Source organism: Phytoactinopolyspora halotolerans (assembly GCF_010550675.1).
Taxonomy (GTDB): Bacteria; Actinomycetota; Actinomycetes; order Jiangellales; family Jiangellaceae; genus Phytoactinopolyspora; species Phytoactinopolyspora halotolerans.
Genome location: NZ_JAAGOA010000022.1, coordinates 73520 through 88770, shown reverse-complemented (window position 1 = coordinate 88770; position 15251 = coordinate 73520). Strand labels below are relative to the sequence as shown.

At 68.9% G+C, this 15251-nt stretch carries 14 protein-coding genes; 11 read left to right on the top strand and 3 right to left on the bottom strand.

What is annotated here, in order from left to right:
* Positions 1-165 precede the first annotated feature (165 nt).
* The 8 genes from G1H10_RS25135 to G1H10_RS25100 all read left to right on the top strand — a co-directional run bounded on the left by G1H10_RS25135 (position 166) and on the right by G1H10_RS25100 (position 9766).
* Entirely contained in the window at positions 166-1167 is a 1002-nt protein-coding gene (locus tag G1H10_RS25135) for a Gfo/Idh/MocA family protein (protein ID WP_163743129.1), read from the top strand.
* Positions 1164-2135, top strand: coding sequence for a 5-dehydro-2-deoxygluconokinase (iolC, locus tag G1H10_RS25130; protein ID WP_163743127.1), 972 nt, complete (start codon positions 1164-1166; stop codon positions 2133-2135). Before G1H10_RS25135 ends, iolC begins: the two co-directional genes overlap by 4 nt.
* Positions 2125-3012 carry a Cgl0159 family (beta/alpha)8-fold protein gene (locus G1H10_RS25125; protein ID WP_163743125.1) on the top strand — a complete coding sequence of 296 codons (888 nt, stop codon included), beginning with the start codon at positions 2125-2127 and terminating at the stop codon, positions 3010-3012. Before iolC ends, G1H10_RS25125 begins: the two co-directional genes overlap by 11 nt.
* Before the next feature lie 247 nt (positions 3013-3259).
* Positions 3260-4189 carry a 5-deoxy-glucuronate isomerase gene (iolB, locus tag G1H10_RS25120; protein WP_163743123.1) on the top strand — a complete coding sequence of 310 codons (930 nt, stop codon included), beginning with the start codon at positions 3260-3262 and terminating at the stop codon, positions 4187-4189.
* A 74-nt stretch (positions 4190-4263) separates the two neighbouring features.
* Entirely contained in the window at positions 4264-6156 is a 1893-nt protein-coding gene (gene iolD / locus G1H10_RS25115; protein ID WP_163743122.1) for a 3D-(3,5/4)-trihydroxycyclohexane-1,2-dione acylhydrolase (decyclizing), read from the top strand.
* Positions 6157-6251: 95 nt separating this feature from the next.
* A complete protein-coding gene (locus tag G1H10_RS25110; protein ID WP_163743121.1) occupies positions 6252-7748 on the top strand; it encodes a CoA-acylating methylmalonate-semialdehyde dehydrogenase in 1497 nt (498 codons plus the stop codon).
* 81 nt (positions 7749-7829) lie between these two features.
* Positions 7830-8741 carry a sugar phosphate isomerase/epimerase family protein gene (locus tag G1H10_RS25105; protein ID WP_163743120.1) on the top strand — a complete coding sequence of 304 codons (912 nt, stop codon included), beginning with the start codon at positions 7830-7832 and terminating at the stop codon, positions 8739-8741.
* Positions 8729-9766, top strand: coding sequence for a Gfo/Idh/MocA family oxidoreductase (locus G1H10_RS25100; RefSeq protein WP_216853641.1), 1038 nt, complete (start codon positions 8729-8731; stop codon positions 9764-9766). The genes G1H10_RS25105 and G1H10_RS25100 overlap by 13 nt, the downstream gene beginning before the upstream one ends.
* Before the next feature lie 126 nt (positions 9767-9892).
* Here the strand turns inward: G1H10_RS25100 and G1H10_RS25095 are convergent, their stop codons facing one another.
* Positions 9893-10573 (bottom strand): Abi family protein, encoded by a 681-nt coding sequence (locus tag G1H10_RS25095; RefSeq protein ID WP_163743119.1) that lies wholly within the window; start codon positions 10571-10573, stop codon positions 9893-9895.
* A 235-nt stretch (positions 10574-10808) separates the two neighbouring features.
* Complete coding sequence (locus tag G1H10_RS25090; RefSeq protein WP_163743118.1) at positions 10809-11348, bottom strand: hypothetical protein; 540 nt, start codon at positions 11346-11348, stop codon at positions 10809-10811.
* Between the two features lie 229 nt (positions 11349-11577).
* On the opposite strand from G1H10_RS25090, the gene G1H10_RS25085 reads away from it, so the two are divergent.
* The 3 genes from G1H10_RS25085 to G1H10_RS25075 all read left to right on the top strand — a co-directional run bounded on the left by G1H10_RS25085 (position 11578) and on the right by G1H10_RS25075 (position 14268).
* Positions 11578-12321: an ATP-binding cassette domain-containing protein gene (locus G1H10_RS25085; protein WP_163743117.1), complete on the top strand. Its 744-nt coding sequence runs from the start codon at positions 11578-11580 to the stop codon at positions 12319-12321.
* 313 nt (positions 12322-12634) lie between these two features.
* Entirely contained in the window at positions 12635-13654 is a 1020-nt protein-coding gene (locus tag G1H10_RS25080; RefSeq protein ID WP_216853640.1) for a DUF7224 domain-containing protein, read from the top strand.
* The gene (locus G1H10_RS25075) at positions 13651-14268 is read left to right on the top strand and encodes a hypothetical protein (RefSeq protein ID WP_163743115.1); all 618 of its coding nucleotides are present in this window, start codon (positions 13651-13653) and stop codon (positions 14266-14268) included. Before G1H10_RS25080 ends, G1H10_RS25075 begins: the two co-directional genes overlap by 4 nt.
* 32 nt (positions 14269-14300) lie before the next feature.
* Here G1H10_RS25075 and G1H10_RS25070 read toward each other — a convergent pair whose 3' ends face one another.
* Positions 14301-15230: a sugar phosphate isomerase/epimerase family protein gene (locus tag G1H10_RS25070; RefSeq protein WP_163743114.1), complete on the bottom strand. Its 930-nt coding sequence runs from the start codon at positions 15228-15230 to the stop codon at positions 14301-14303.
* Between the last annotated feature and the right edge of the window lie 21 nt (positions 15231-15251).

Genomic DNA, 15251 nt, shown 5'->3' with positions numbered 1-15251 from the left:
ATTCGACGTCATGTAAGAATGTAATGACAAACTGTTGACGGCGGCGCCGGTGAAGAGCAGACTCACACGCAAACGGTCCATACCTTGCGACCGGATGCTCGTGCGGCGACTCAACGCGAGGTACCGCCAGGGGTAGATGCAGGCCAGGGACAGGAGAGCGGGAGCATGCGGATCGGTTTGGTCGGCGTCGGGCGCATCGGTGCGTCACACGCCAAGGTACTCCGTGACCACCCGGACGTCACCGACGTGGTGCTGGCGGACGTGGATGCCGATCGGGCGGCCCAGGTCGCGGCCGAGCTCGGCGTGCGCGCCGTGGCCGCACCGGAGGACGCCTACGTGGACGTGGACGCGGTCGTCATCGCCGCCGCCACATCGGCGCACGCGGAGCTGATCGTCGCCGCCGCGCAAGCCGGGCTCCCGGTGTTCTGCGAGAAGCCGGTCGCGCCGGACATCGCCGGCACGGTCCGGGTGCGCGACGAGGTGGAGCGCGCCGGAATCCCGAACCAGATCGGATTCATGCGCCGCTTCGACGCCGGCTACACCGCCGCGCGCGAGGCGCTGCGCTCCGGCAAGCTCGGTGAGCTGCGCCGGGTGCACATGGTGACCGCCGACGCCGAGCCGCCGCCGGCCGGGTACGTGCCGCACTCCGGGGGCATCTTCCGGGACTGCCACGTGCACGACTTCGACATCCTGCGTTGGGTGACCGACCGCGACGTCGTCGAGGTCTACGCGATCGGCGCCAACCGCGGCGCGTCGTACTTCGGCGAGGCGAACGACGTCGACCAGTCCGCTGCCGTGCTGACGCTGGACGACGGCACGCTCGCCACCGTCCAGGGTTCCCGGTACAACGGCGGCGGCTACGACGTGCGCATGGAGGTCGCCGGAACCGAGGCCACCTACGCGGTCGGCCTGGATGACAACACCGCGCTGACCTCTGCCGAACCCGACGTGAACTTCCCGGGCGGCACCCCGTACCGGGAGTTCTGGTCCCGCTTCCTGCCGGCCTACGAAGCCGAGATCAACGCGTTCATCGACGTGGCGCGTGGCACGCTGCCCAGCCCGTGCACCGTCGCCGACGCGCTCGAAGGGTTCTACATTTCCGAGGCCGCGACCCGCTCCCGGCTGGAGCACCGCCCGGTCCGGCTCGAGGAGGTGCGGGCAGCATGAGCGTCGACGGGACGAGCGCTCCCTACGAAGTCATCACGATGGGTCGGATCAGCGTCGACGTCTATCCGCTGCAGATCGGCGTCGGGATCGAGGAGGTCGAGAGCTTCGGCAAATACCTCGGCGGCAGCTCGACGAACGTCGCCGTCGCCGCCGCCCGGCACGGCCGCCGCGTCGCGACCATCACCCGTACCGGCGACGATCCGTTCGGGCGCTTCCTCCACTTGGCGCTGCGCGACTTCAGCGTCGACGACCACATGGTCACCACGGTTCCCGGACTGCAGACGCCGGTGACCTTCTGCGAGATCTTCCCGCCCGATGACTTCCCGCTCTACTTCTACGGGCGCACCCCCGCGCCGGACATGCAGATCAGCGCCGACGAACTCGACTACGACGCGATCCGTTCCGCCGGCGTGTTCTGGGCGACCGTCACCGGCCTGTCCGAGGAGCCGAGCCGCTCGGCGACGCTGGCGGCCCTGGAGGCGCGCGGCAGGAACGGCGTCACCGTCCTGGACCTCGACTACCGGCCGATGTTCTGGGAATCCCGCGAGGCCGCGCGCGAACAGGTGCAGCGCGCGCTGCCGCACGTGAGCGTCGCCGTCGGGAACCTCGACGAGTGTCACACCGCGGTCGGCACCAGCGAACCCGCGGCCGCCGCCGAGGCGCTGCGCGGCCTGGGTATCGCCATCGCCGTGGTCAAACAGGGCCCGAAGGGTGTGCTCGCCGCGGACGACACCGGCACCTACGAAGTGCCGCCCGCACCGGTCGACGTCGTCAACGGGCTCGGTGCCGGCGACGCGTTCGGCGGGGCGCTCTGCCACGGCCTGCTGGCCGGCTGGAACCTGGAGCGCACCGTACAGTTCGCCAACGTCGCGGGTGCCATCGTCGCCGGTCGCCTTGCCTGCTCATCCGCCATGCCCACGACCGACGAGGTCGAGGCACGCCTTTCTGGAGACGCCGATGTCCGTTGACCGACTCGAGACCATCGTGCGGGCACGCACCACTCGCCCCGATGCCATCGCCGAGGCGGCCGCGCGGCGCGTGCGCCCGGACAGCCTGGTCGGACCGTCGGGCAAGCTGATGGTGATCGCCGCGGACCACCCGGCCCGCGGATCGCTGCGCGCCGGATCCGACGCCACCGCGATGGCGGACCGCGCCGGTCTGATCGATCGGCTCCTGGTGGCGCTGGACCGGCCCGGCGTGAACGGCGTGCTCGGCACCGCGGACCTGCTGGAGGACCTGCTCCTGCTCGGCGCCCTGGACGGGAAGGTCGTGGTCGGGTCGATGAACCGGGGTGGCCTGGCCGGGACGACGTTCGAGATCGACGACCGGTTCACCGGGTACGACGCGGCCACCATCGGCGCGATGGGCTTCGAGATGGGCAAGATGCTCTTGCGCATCGATCCCGAGGATCCCGCCACCGCGTCGACCATGGAATCCTGCGCCCGGGCGGTCTCCGAGCTGGCGGCACGACGCCGGGTGGCGATGGTCGAGCCGTTCATCTCGCGCCGGGTCGACGGGCGGGTTCAGAACGACCTCTCCACCGAGGCCGTCGTCCGCTCCGTGACGGTCGCGGCCGGGCTCGGCACCACCTCGGCCTACACCTGGCTGAAGTTGCCCGTCGTCGACGACGATCCGGACGGCATGGAGCGCGTGCTGGCGGCGTCGACGCTGCCGGCGGTGCTGCTGGGCGGTGAGGTGCCGGACGACCCGGATGCGGCGTTCCGTCGTTGGGAGAAGGTGCTGCGCCTGCCGACTGCGATGGGACTCGTCGTCGGCCGGACCTTGCTCTACCCGCCGGACGGCGACGTCGCGGGTGCGGTCGACACCGCCGTCAGCCTGCTCTGAGAGGTACGAGCGAGATGCCGCGTAGCGTGAACGATGCGCCGTCCGGCCGGGCGCCCGCCTTCGCACCCGGCCATCGGTTCCTCAGCGGAGGAAACGACATCGTGGTCGTGATCGCGACCGCAAGGCATGTCAGTTGCTCCGGCGAGGTGGCGGTGACAGGTTTGTGTGGTGGTAGCCGGTGGCGTAGCGGCTGTCGGTGAGCCGGTGAGCCGGTGAGCCGGTGAGGAGATGACGAGATGGCGCACAGATGGGTAGCGACGTGACGAGGAACGAGTATTACCTGCCGGCGGGTGCGGCGAGCTCCGGCCCGTACGCGCTCGACGTGAACCCGGCGAGTGACGGGCCCCTGGGGTACTCGTCGCTGCGGATCGTGGAGCTCGCGCCGGGTGAGAAGCACGCGTTCAACACCGGCGACGAGGAGATGTTCGTTCTTCCGCTGTCCGGTTCCTGCACCGTGGTCTGCGACGGCGAGGAGTTCACCGTGGGTGGCCGGGACAACGTCTTCAACCGGGTCACCGACTCGGTGTACGTCCCGCGCGACGCCGAGGTCACCATCACCTCGACCGGCACGGACGGGCCCGGGCGGTTCGCGCTGCCGGCGGCGCGCTGCACCAACCGGCTGCCGGCGCGGTACCGGCCCGCCGAGGACGTGCCGGTCGAGATCCGCGGCTCCGGCAACTCGACGCGGCAGGTGAACAACTTCGGTTCGGCGCACACGTTCGACGCGGACCGGCTGATCGCGGTGGAGGTCATCACGCCGGCGGGCAACTGGTCGTCGTACCCGGCGCACAAGCACGACGAGGACCGCCCGGGTGAGGAGTCGGTCCTGGAGGAGATCTACTACTTCGAGATCTCCGACGGCCCGGGCGACGCGGGAGCGGCGAGCCGGGGGACCACGCAGCGCCACGGGTTCGGATTCCACCGCGTGTACGGCACGCCGGAGCGGCCGATCGAGGTGCTGGAGGAGGTGCGCACCGGCGACGTCGTGCTGATCCCGCACGGCTGGCACGGCCCGTCGGTGGCGGCGCCCGGCTACCACATGTACTACCTGAACGTGATGTCCGGGCCGGGGGAGAAGCGGGAATGGCTGATCTGCGACGACCCGGCGCACGCCTGGGTCCGTGGCGAGTGGGAACGGCAGGATCCGGACCCACGCCTACCCCTCAGCTCCCCATGATCATCGAGGATCCGCGGTGCTATGCCCCCCGAGATCCTCGATGATCATGGGGGACGAGAGAAGGAGTAACGGTTGTGAGTGAAACGGTGCGGCTGACGGTCGGGCAGGCGACCGTGCGGTTCCTCGCGCAGCAGTACACCGAGCGCGACGGCGTGGAGCACAAGTTCTTCGAGGGCTGCTTCGGCATCTTCGGCCACGGCAACGTCGCCGGACTGGGGCAGGCGCTGCTGGAGGCGGAGGTCTCCGATCCCGGCGCGCTGGTCTACCGGCAGGCCCGCAACGAACAGGGCATGGTGCACGCCTCCAGCGCGTTCGCCCGGATGCGCAACCGGCTGTCGACGATGGCCTGCACAGCCTCGATCGGCCCCGGGGCGACGAACATGGTGACCGGCGCGGCGCTGGCCACCATCAACCGGCTGCCGGTGCTGCTGCTACCCGGCGATATCTTCGCCACCCGCGTCGCCAGCCCGGTGCTGCAGGAACTGGAGAGCCCGGCCGGCTACGACGTCTCGGTCAACGACGTCTTCCGCCCGGTATCGAGGTTCTTCGACCGAGTGTGGCGCCCGGAGCAGCTGCCGGCCGCGCTGCTCGGCGCGATGCGGGTGCTCACCGATCCGGCCGAGACCGGCGCCGCCACCGTCGCGATTCCGCAGGACGTGCAGGCCGAGGCCCATGACTGGCCGGTGGAGCTGTTCCAGCGCCGGGTCTGGCACGTGCCGCGCCCGGTGCCGGAGCCGGCCGCGCTGGCCCGCGCCGTCGAGATCATCCGGTCCGCTGAGCGGCCGATGGTGGTCGCGGGCGGCGGCGTCATCTATAGCGAGGCCACTGACGCGCTGCGCGAGTTCTGCGAGGCGACCGGTATCCCGGTCGGGGAGAGCCAGGCCGGCAAGGGTTCGCTGCCGTACGATCACCCGCTCGCCCTGGGCGCGGTCGGCAGCACGGGAACGACGGCGGCCAACCGGATCGCCCGCGAGGCCGACGTCGTCATCGGCATCGGCACCCGCTACAGCGACTTCACGACGGCGTCCCGCACCGCCTTCCAGCACCCTGGCGTGCGCTTCGTCAACATCAACATCACCGGCCTCGACGGTGCCAAGCACGCGGGTGTGCCCGTCGTCGCCGACGCCCGGGAGGCGCTCGTCGCCCTCACCGATGCTCTGACCGGCTACGACACCGGCGCCGAGTACCGTGAGCGGGCGTCGTCGCTGGCCGCCGAGTGGGACCGCACCGTCGAGGCGGCGTACCACCTCGGTCATGGCCCGCTGCCGGCGCAGTCGGAGATCATCGGCGCGGTGAACGACGTGTCGCGCCCGCGCGACGTGGTGATCTGCGCGGCCGGCTCGATGCCAGGCGACCTGCACAAACTCTGGCGCACTCGAGACCCCAAGGGGTACCACGTCGAGTACGGCTACTCCTGCATGGGCTACGAGATCGCCGGCGGGCTGGGTGCCAAGATGGCGGCGCTCTCCGCGGACGACGACCGCGACGTCTACGTGATGGTCGGCGACGGCTCATACCTGATGATGGCGCAGGAACTGGTCACCGCCGTCCAGGAGGGTATCAAGATCATCGTGGTCCTGGTGCAGAACCACGGCTTCCAGTCGATCGGTGCGCTCTCCGAGGAGGTCGGCGTCGAGCGGTTCGGCACCAAGTACCGGTACCGCGACGCGGCGACCGGAAGACTCGACGGGGAGACGCTCCCGGTCGATCTCGCCGCCAACGCCGCCAGCCTCGGCGTGCAGGTGCTGCGCGCCAGCGGCGTCGACGAGTTCCGCGCCGCGCTGCGCCAGGCGCGGGAGGCGACCGGCCCGTTCATGGTGCACATCGACACCGACCCGATGGTGCCCGCCCCGGACAGCGAGTCCTGGTGGGACGTGCCCGTCGCCGAGGTGGCCGAGCTGGACGCCACCCGCGACGCGCGCAAGACCTACGACGACCACAAGACGGCGCAACGCCCGTACCTATAAGGACCGGCACGGCTCATGATCATCGAGGATCCGGCGTGCCATAGCCCCACACATCCTCGATGATCATGAGGCTTGGAGAGAGGGATGTGAGACCCGTGAGAACCATCGAGCACTGGATCGACGGCCGGACGGCGGCCGCCACGTCCACCCGGACCGGCCCGGTCTTCAACCCGGCGACGGGCGAGCAGCAGGCGCAGGTGCTGCTGGCCGAGCCGGGCGACGTGGGCACGGCCGTGGCCAGCGCGGCGGCCGCGTTCGAGTCGTGGTCGCAGACTTCGCTGTCGAAGCGGACCAAGATCCTGTTCAACTTCCGGCAGTTGGTCGACGCCCGTGCGCAGGATCTGGCGGAAATCATCGCTGACGAGCACGGCAAGGTGGTCTCCGACGCGCTCGGCGAGGTGCAGCGCGGCCTGGAGGTGGTCGAGTTCGCCTGCGGCATACCGCACCTGCTCAAGGGCGAGTACTCGGACCAGGTCTCCACCGGCGTGGACGTGTTCAGCTTTCGCGAGCCGCTCGGCGTCGTCGCCGGGATCACCCCGTTCAACTTCCCGGTGATGGTGCCGATGTGGATGCACCCGGTCGCCATCGCCTGCGGCAACACCTTCGTGCTGAAGCCGAGCGAGCGCGACCCGTCGGCGTCGATGCTGGTGGCCGAGCTCTGGAGAGAGGCCGGCCTGCCCGACGGCGTCTTCAACGTCGTGCACGGGGACAAGGCGGCCGTGGACGCGGTCCTCGACCATCCGGACATCTCCGCGGTGTCGTTCGTCGGCTCCACCCCGATCGCCCGCTACATCCACGAGCGCGCCAGCACCAACGGCAAGCGGGTGCAGGCGCTCGGCGGGGCCAAGAACCACGCGATCGTCATGCCGGACGCGGACGTGGACTTCGCCTCGGACCACATGGTCGCGGCGGCGTTCGGTTCGGCGGGGGAGCGGTGCATGGCGATCTCGGCGGCGGTCACCGTCGGCGACGCCGGCGACGGTCTGGTGGATGCCGTCACCGCCAAGGCGGAGAAGGTCCGCGTCGGCCCCGGCCGGGACTCGGCGAGCGAGATGGGCCCGGTCGTGACCGCACAGGCGCGGGACCGGATCAACGGGTTGATCGGCTCCGGTGCGGAGCAGGGTGCGCGGCTGACCGTCGACGGTCGCGGCTACACCGTCGACGGCCACGAGAACGGGTTCTGGGTCGGGCCGACGGTGATCGACCGGGTGACTCCGGAGATGGACGTCTACACCGAGGAGATCTTCGGCCCGGTGCTGTCCGTGGTGCGGGTGGAGACGGTCGACGACGCGATCGCGCTGATCAACGCCAACCCGTACGGCAACGGCACCGCGATCTTCACCAGCAGCGGGGAGGCAGCGCGCCGTTTCCAGCGCGGCGTCCAGGTCGGCATGATCGGCATCAACGTGCCGATTCCGGTGCCGATGGCCTACTACTCGTTCGGCGGGTGGAAGGATTCGCTCTTCGGCGACAAGCACGTGCACGGCCCCGAGGGTGTCTCCTTCTACACCCGGGCCAAGGTCATCACGTCCCGTTGGCCGCACGTCGACAACCCCGTCGGCGCCAGCTACCACTTCCCGACGACGTCCTGATCGTTGTCCGGACGCGTGTCCCGAACCTTCCACCTCGAGTCTTGAAAGCCGTCGTCGGCGACGGCCCGGAGGCAGATTCTGATGGCGATCACAGGCATAGCCAACGCTCCGGTGAGCTTCGGCATCTTCGAGCTCACCACTGACCAGGAGTTCCCCGAGCCGGAGACGATCTTGGCCCCGTTGCGCGACGCGGGTTACGACGGCATCGACCTCGGTCCCGTCGGATGGCTGGGCCGCGGCGACGCCCTGCAGCGGCGGCTGCGTGAGCACGGACTGGGCCTGGCCGGCGGCTGGTTCGACATGCCGTTCACCACCGGCGACGACGGCGAGTTCGACGCGTCGTTGAAAGGGCTCGACGACGCGTTGGAGATCTTCGCCGCGGCGGCCGAGGCAGACCCGGAGCGGGCTCCGCTCCCGACGTTGGCGGATGCGGGATCCGAGGCCCGGAGGGCCAACCCGGGCGGCGGGCAGGAGCTCATGCTCGACGGCGCGGGGTGGGACCGGCTCGCGAGGAATGTCGAGCGGGCGGCGGTACGGATCCGCGCCGCCGGGCTGGAGCCGACGTTCCACCACCACGCCTGCACACACGTCGAGACACCGGAGGAGATCGACGAGTTCCTCGACCGCACCGACGTGGATCTGACTCTGGACAGCGGTCACCTGATCATCGGCGGGGGAGACCCGGTGGACGGCTGGCGTCGCTGGCGGGACCGGATCAATCACCTGCATGTGAAGGATGTGCGGCGGGCCGTGCTGGACGACGTGGTGCGCGAGCGTGCGGGGATGCGGGCCGTCTGGGAGCGCAAGGCGTTCGTCGCGCTCGGCGCCGGCGACCTCGACCTGGCGTCGTTCATGGACGGCGTGATCGCCGACGGTTTCAGCGGCTGGCTCGTCGTGGAGCAGGACGTCGTTCCGTCGCCGTCCGACCCGCCCGGACAGGCGATGGAGGATCAGCGTCGTAACCGCGATGTCCTACGTCGGTGGGTTCCGTGACCGTGGACGCGACGGGTGTGTTGCGAGTCGGTGTCATCGGTACCGGGATGATCGGCGAGGACCACGTCCGGCGGCTCACGAGCACGCTATCCGGTTGCCGGGTGAGTGCGGTGACGGACGTCGACGCCGAACGCGCGCGTGCCGTGGCCGACGTGGCGCCGGGCGCCCGCGTCCATGACTCCGGCGAGGACCTGGTCCGCGACGGCGAGGTGGACGCCGTCGTCGTCGCCTCCTGGGGTGCCACTCACGAGCAGTACGTGCTGGCCTGCCTGGCCGCCGGCAAGCCGGTCTTCTGCGAGAAGCCGCTCGCGCCTTCGGCGAAGGAATGCCTGCGGATCGTGGAGGCCGAGGCGGCGATCGGGCGCCGGATGGTGCAGGTGGGCTTCATGCGCCGCTACGACACGGCGTTCGCGCAGCTCAAGCGGGCGGTGGACGCCGGGACGATCGGGGCGCCGCTGCTGGTGCACTGTGCGCATCGGAACGCCTCCGTGCCGGGTCATTTCGTCGCTGATATGGCCATCACCGATAGCGCCGTGCACGAGTTCGACATCGTGCGCTGGTTGCTCGACGACGAGATCGTTGCCGTGCGGGTACTCAAGCCGCGCGCCAATGGCCATGGCCGTGACGTGCAGGATCCACTGCTGATCCTGCTGGAGACAGCGGGTGGTGTGCTGATCGATGTCGAGACGTCGGTCAATATCCAGTACGGCTACGACATCCGCGCGGAGGTGGTCGGCGAATCGGGCACGGTCGAGCTGCCGCAGGCCGGCAATGTCGTTGTTCGCCAGTCTGGAGGTGTGACGGCGCTGATTGCCATGGACTGGCGCGATCGCTTCCGGCAGGCGTACGACGTCGAGCTACAGGCGTGGGTCGACGCCGCCGCAAAGGGCGGCGCCACCGGGCCGACTTCGTGGGACGGCTACGTCGCCACAACCATCTCTGAGGCTGCAGTATGGTCGATGGGCACCGGTTCCCGGGTCCCGATCAAGCTGGAGGACAGGCCGGTGCTGTACGCGGTGTCCTAGGGAACCACGTGGACCGTCCCCGCAGTGGCACGGTTCATGCTTACATCTGGACACGGACCCGTCCTGGTCTTGACGTCGCCCGAGACCTGGCCGGGTCCTCATGCCCCACCGGCTGACCCCTGATTCTCACGGATGCGGCCTGGTGATGGGACAGGTCTTGAGCACGGCCGGTACGCGGCTGTTGAAAATAACCCAGTCGCACAAGACAGGATCGAGATAGGACAGGAGCGCCTGCAGGTCGGCCCAGCGTTGACTGAGAGGTTCGGTCCAGATGCGATGGTGGTGGGCGACTCTGTTGCGGAACCGATGCAGGCTGTGGACCGGTTGCTCGACGGTGGCCAGTGAACGGTCGGGACTGTACGGGAACGCGTTGGCGACGTCCGGCCAGAGCGTTGAGGCGTACTTCTTGGTGAGAAGGTATCGCCAGAAGCCGAAGGGAAGCTCGCTGATGGTCTGGCCATCCGACGGTGGCTTTCGGTTCATCTGCACCCGAGCACGAGCCTTCCCGATATCACGTTCCGCTCGCCGATCGAGTTCTTTGGCGACGTTGTCCAGCCATGAGCCGGGCCGTTGCCGACGCCCGTGTCGGGCAGCGAGCTGCCCTGCGAGCGCATTGCGCAGCGCGACCTCTAGATGCGCGAGAGCCTCCCAGAAGGCACCGGAGATCTCGGTGTTCCACAGATAGAGCGCGATGGCGTGGCTAGCGTCGCGGTTGGGAACCTCGGCTAGGTAATCTTCGAGCCGGTCCGCACTGAGGCTGTGGTAGAGGACCGGCGCGATGGAGCGGGCGGTTCGTGGTGGAGCCACGGTGATGTAGAGTAGCAAGCAGAGACCCCGGAACGGTCCCTGGTAGCCCTAGTCGCCGACGGCGCTGGTGCAGGCCAAACCGCCGGGGTTATTTCGTTTCACGGGCGTGACGGCGCGCTCCGCTAATCTCCGCGTGTCGAATGTGTGTTCGCCGGGGACGCGAGCGCCGACAAGGACTCGTGTGGCCAGCTGGAGGTGATCCGCGACCGCATCGCCCGGGTGTGACCGGACCGCATCAACGGAGAAAGTTGTGCTCCTCGGCTTCGCGCCGGGCTGCGCGGCCGCTGAGACGATCCCAGAGGGTGGTCTGATAGCTGAAAACCACGGCGAGGCGTGGCACCACGAATACCAAACCGATGAGTCCGATGAACATCATGAATGCGATGAGTACCCCGAGACTGTACGTCATGCTGAGGATGTTCGCGCTGGTGCCCGTCACGAAGACACCGGCGTGCTCGCACGTGAGGGTAGCGGTGCCCGAGGCGTGAGGGTGGGCGAGCAGTCCCCAGCGCATGCTCTCGTGCCGTGGTTCGCCATGCTGTGGCGTGACGATGCACTCGTTCGAGCTGGACGGGCGCTCGCCGTGCGGCACGATCACGGCGGGCTCGTCTGACGGCCAGGTCACCGCCTGATCCGGCCCTACGTCCGAGCCCTGCGCCTTGGAGTACTGCGTCAGTCCGAGGGGAACGGCGCTGCCGATGATCCCGGCCGCGAGCAGCATCCATCCGACGACCAACGTGATGCGCTTTCGCGGCCAGCTGCTGCTCTGACTCACTGTCGGTGTCCCGCCCTCGCAGTTCTCTGGTCCACTCCGAAGTATGGCGTTGCCGGCTACATCCCCGCTTCTCGGGAGCCGGGATACCCGGAGACCGCTGGCCAGATGCCGGTGTTGAGGTTGCCGACGAGCAGAGTTCGGAGGCGTTAGAGTCAGCTCCGGAGAGAAGATCGTTCACGTTGGGCTGCGCGATCCGCGAGGCTCGACGCGAGACTTGTGGAGTGTTCTCATGCCCCTCGTGTTCGAGAACGTGACGTTCTCATACCGCCGGTCCGGCAGACTCTTCGATCGGTTGACCTTGTCCTTTCACGATCCGGTGACCGTAGTGCTCGGGCCGAACGGGGCGGGCAAGTCCACATTGTTGGGCATCGCGGCCACGGCGATTCGGCCTGACTCGGGGCGGGTCTCCCTGGATGGCCTCGTGCCCGCGCGTAAGCGCGAGTTGGCAGCCTACCGTCGTCGCGTTTCGTGGATCCCGCAGCAGGTCACGGCCGTGCCCGGACTTCGGGTGCGGGAGCAGGTGGCGTATTGCGGCTGGTTGAAGGGGCTGTCGCGCTCCGAGGCGTGGGACCGATCGATTCGCGCGCTTGAGCGGGTGGAGCTGGGCGACCTGGCCGGCCGCGCGAGCGGCAAGCTGTCGGGCGGTCAGCAGCGCCGCATGGCGATCGCACAGGCGCTCGTGCACGAAGCGTCATGGGTCCTGATGGACGAGCCGACCGCGGGTCTGGACCCGGGCCAGCGTCAGGTCTTTCGTCGATTGATCGCCGAGTTGAGGGAGACGGCGCAGATCATCGTATCGACGCACCAGACCGACGATCTCGATACGGTATTCGATCACGTCGTGTTGCTCGCGCATGGGCGAGTCCACCATGACGGCGGGCTTCAGTCGTTCCTCGGCATGGCCCCGGAGGGCACCCCGGAAACAAAGCGGGCCGAGTTGGCGTATGCGCGCTATGTCGGCAACGAGGCGTAGGGCGGCAATGACAACTGCTCCTGTTGTACCGTCGCGCCGCCGTACAGCCCGGCGGTCCGAGCTCCGTCGTCGTCGCGGTCTCCGAGCCGTGGGGCCCGTGATCCGGCGGTCATGGGTGATCTGGGTTGCGCCGGTTCTTCTGGGATTGATCGCCATCTATGCCGGCGACACACAGCCCGAGGACGGTGGTTACTGGACGGCCGCGACAGCTGTCGGGACGCTCTTCCTGTCTTTCACCGCGCCCGCCTGCGCGGCGTGTGCCGCTTGGGAAGGCTTCCGCAGCAGAAGGCTCCTGCATGCTGTCGGCAACCCCGTGCGGAGCTCCACACGCGTCATGGTGGGAGGGTGCTGGCCGGTCGGTGTCCTGGCGGTCACCGCGACGGGCCTGGTCCTGTGGCTGTATGTACCGGAGCCAGGGACGCCTGGCGGGCCGGACGTCGCGATCCTCGGCACTGAGCTGCTGATCCTGTGTGCGCACATCGCAGCCGGCTACGCCGTCGGGCGTGCGTTCCCGGTAGTGATCGCCGTCCCACTCGCCACCATGGGATCGTTCCTTGTGACCACCGCGGGTCTGGGCCTGGAGCCCGCATGGATCCGGCACATCGGCGCCACCAACCTGTACAACTGCTGCACCGTGGAGGAGATCGCGGCGCCCGAGGTGCTCTTCGCCGCGTGCGTGTTCGCTGTAGGTGTCATCGTGAGCGCCGTGCTGATCGTCTCCGCGCGCGTGCTTGTGGCCCGCGTCGCCGCCGTCCTGCCTGGACTGGCGGGTACGGCGATCGCCGTCTGGCTCGTGCTGCCGCTGGACTGGGAACCCACGGCGCCACGCGATCTCTCCGCCGCGGAGTGCACCGACGGGACGCCACGCGTGTGTACGTGGCCGGAGCAGGAATCCTCGGCCGACACCATCCAGGCGTCCGTCACCGACGTGCTTGCGCGGTTCGAATCGGCGGGTATCCGCTACGCCGATTCGATGGATCCGATCACCTTCGCTCATTCCTCGCCTGGACGTATCGAGATCGTGGCGACGATGGTCGGCGCGTTGTTGCCGACCGAGCCGGCCGATTGCCCACTCGGGTATCCCGAGTGGTACTTCGACGTTCACGAACGCATGTCCAGCTGGCTCTACCTCACCGCGGGTCTCGATGCCGGCACAGCCGAGGGAGTGGCCGCACCGGAGAACGTCGAAGCCGTCCGTGCGATGCGCAGCGAGTGGTCGCCGGCTGAACAGCTGAGCTGGTACGAAGCCGGCGTCGATGCACTGCGTGAATGCCCGCAAGGGGAGCCGCCCGCCGCGCTGCGGAGCGTCACTGCCTCGGGTGGCCCGTCATGAGCTGGTACATGGCCGCCCGGTGTTGGGTCGTCAGCATCGCGGCCGCGGCAATGATCGTCGTCGCCGCGGCTGTGTTCGGTTCAGCGACACTGGAACTGCCAGACCTGTTCTCCGGCGTAGTGATCGCGCTCCCGGTGTCTGTGCTGTTGCCTGCCGTACCCGCGGCTATGGTGCTGTGGAACATGGGCCGCGGCGAGCCGGCACATGAGGCGGCCGCGGTGCGGCGCCCGGCTGAGTTCGATCTCGCCGCCGTCGCGGCTCTGCTGCTCGCTCAGGTGGTGACGGCTGCGCTGCTCGCGCCGTGGTTCTCATTCGCCGATTCCCTCGCCGTGGTACGCAACACCGCCGGGTACGTGGCGCTGACTCTTGTTCTGAGCCGCCTGATCGGTCCCGTCGTCGCGAACGTCGTCATGGTGATGTTCCCGATCATCTGCGTCAGGTTCGGCACCATTTACGCGGCGGGTGCCCCGGCCAGCGCGTGGTGGGCATGGCCGCTTGACACCCACTCGTCGCTCGTCGCACTGACACAGGTACTCACGCTCTGCGTTGCGGCAGCAGCGATCACCCGAGCTGCCTGGTTGCCCCGTCGGCGCGGTGTCCCGGCTGGCACCTGAGTCTGGTCCGACGTTGGGTCAGCGTCCAGGGTCTAGCTCTCGGGGCCGGCCACGTACTCCGCGTAGCGCCGTTTCATCCACGCGACGACATCATCGGGGTCGGCGGCCCAGATATCGGCGTTGAAGATCTCCACCTCGATGTCCCCGTCGTATCCCGCCTTCTCCACCAGCTGCCGGAAGTAGCGGAAGTCGATGTGGCCGTCGCCCATCATCCCGCGAGCGAGCAGGGAATCGGCCGGGAGAGGGGTGATCCAGTCACAGACCTGGAAGCTGGAGATCCTGCCGGCGGCCCGGGCGATCTGCCGCTCGATGTCCGGATCCCACCAGACGTGGAACGTGTCGACGACGACTCCCACCGCCTCCGCCGGGTGTTGTTCGGCGATGTCCAGCGCCTGGCCGAGCGTGGAGAGCACGCCGCGGTCGGCGCAGTAGATCGGATGCATCGGCTCCAGCGCCAGCTGGATACCGCGTTCCATGGCGTACGGAACCAGTTCGGCTATGCCGTCGGCGACCCGCTGCCGTGCAGCCGGGAGATCCCGGTCCCGCTCGACGGGTGCGTCCGGACCACCACCCGTCGTCGCCGCTGGGCTCGCGCTTCCAGCGGCCGCACGCTGACCGGGCAGGACCGGAGTGCTGGCGCCCCCCGCCGCAGGCAGTCCGCCGACCACCATCACCAGGTAGCGGGTGCCGAGCTCTGCGGCCTCGTCGATGGCGCGGCGGTTGTCATCCATGGCTCGACGACGAGCCTCGCCTTCAGGCACCGTGATAAACCCACCGCGGCACAGCGACGACACACGCAGCCCGGCATCCGCGATCAGCGCGGCGGTCTTGGCGACTCCGGCCTCGTGCACCGGCTCCCGCCAGAGGCCGATCGACTCCAGGCCGGCGCGGACGCACCCGTCGATGGCCTGCTCGACGGCCCACGAGTTGGTGGTCTTCTGGTTCAACGACAGGCGGTTCATCGCTGGTCCTCGGTCTCGGTT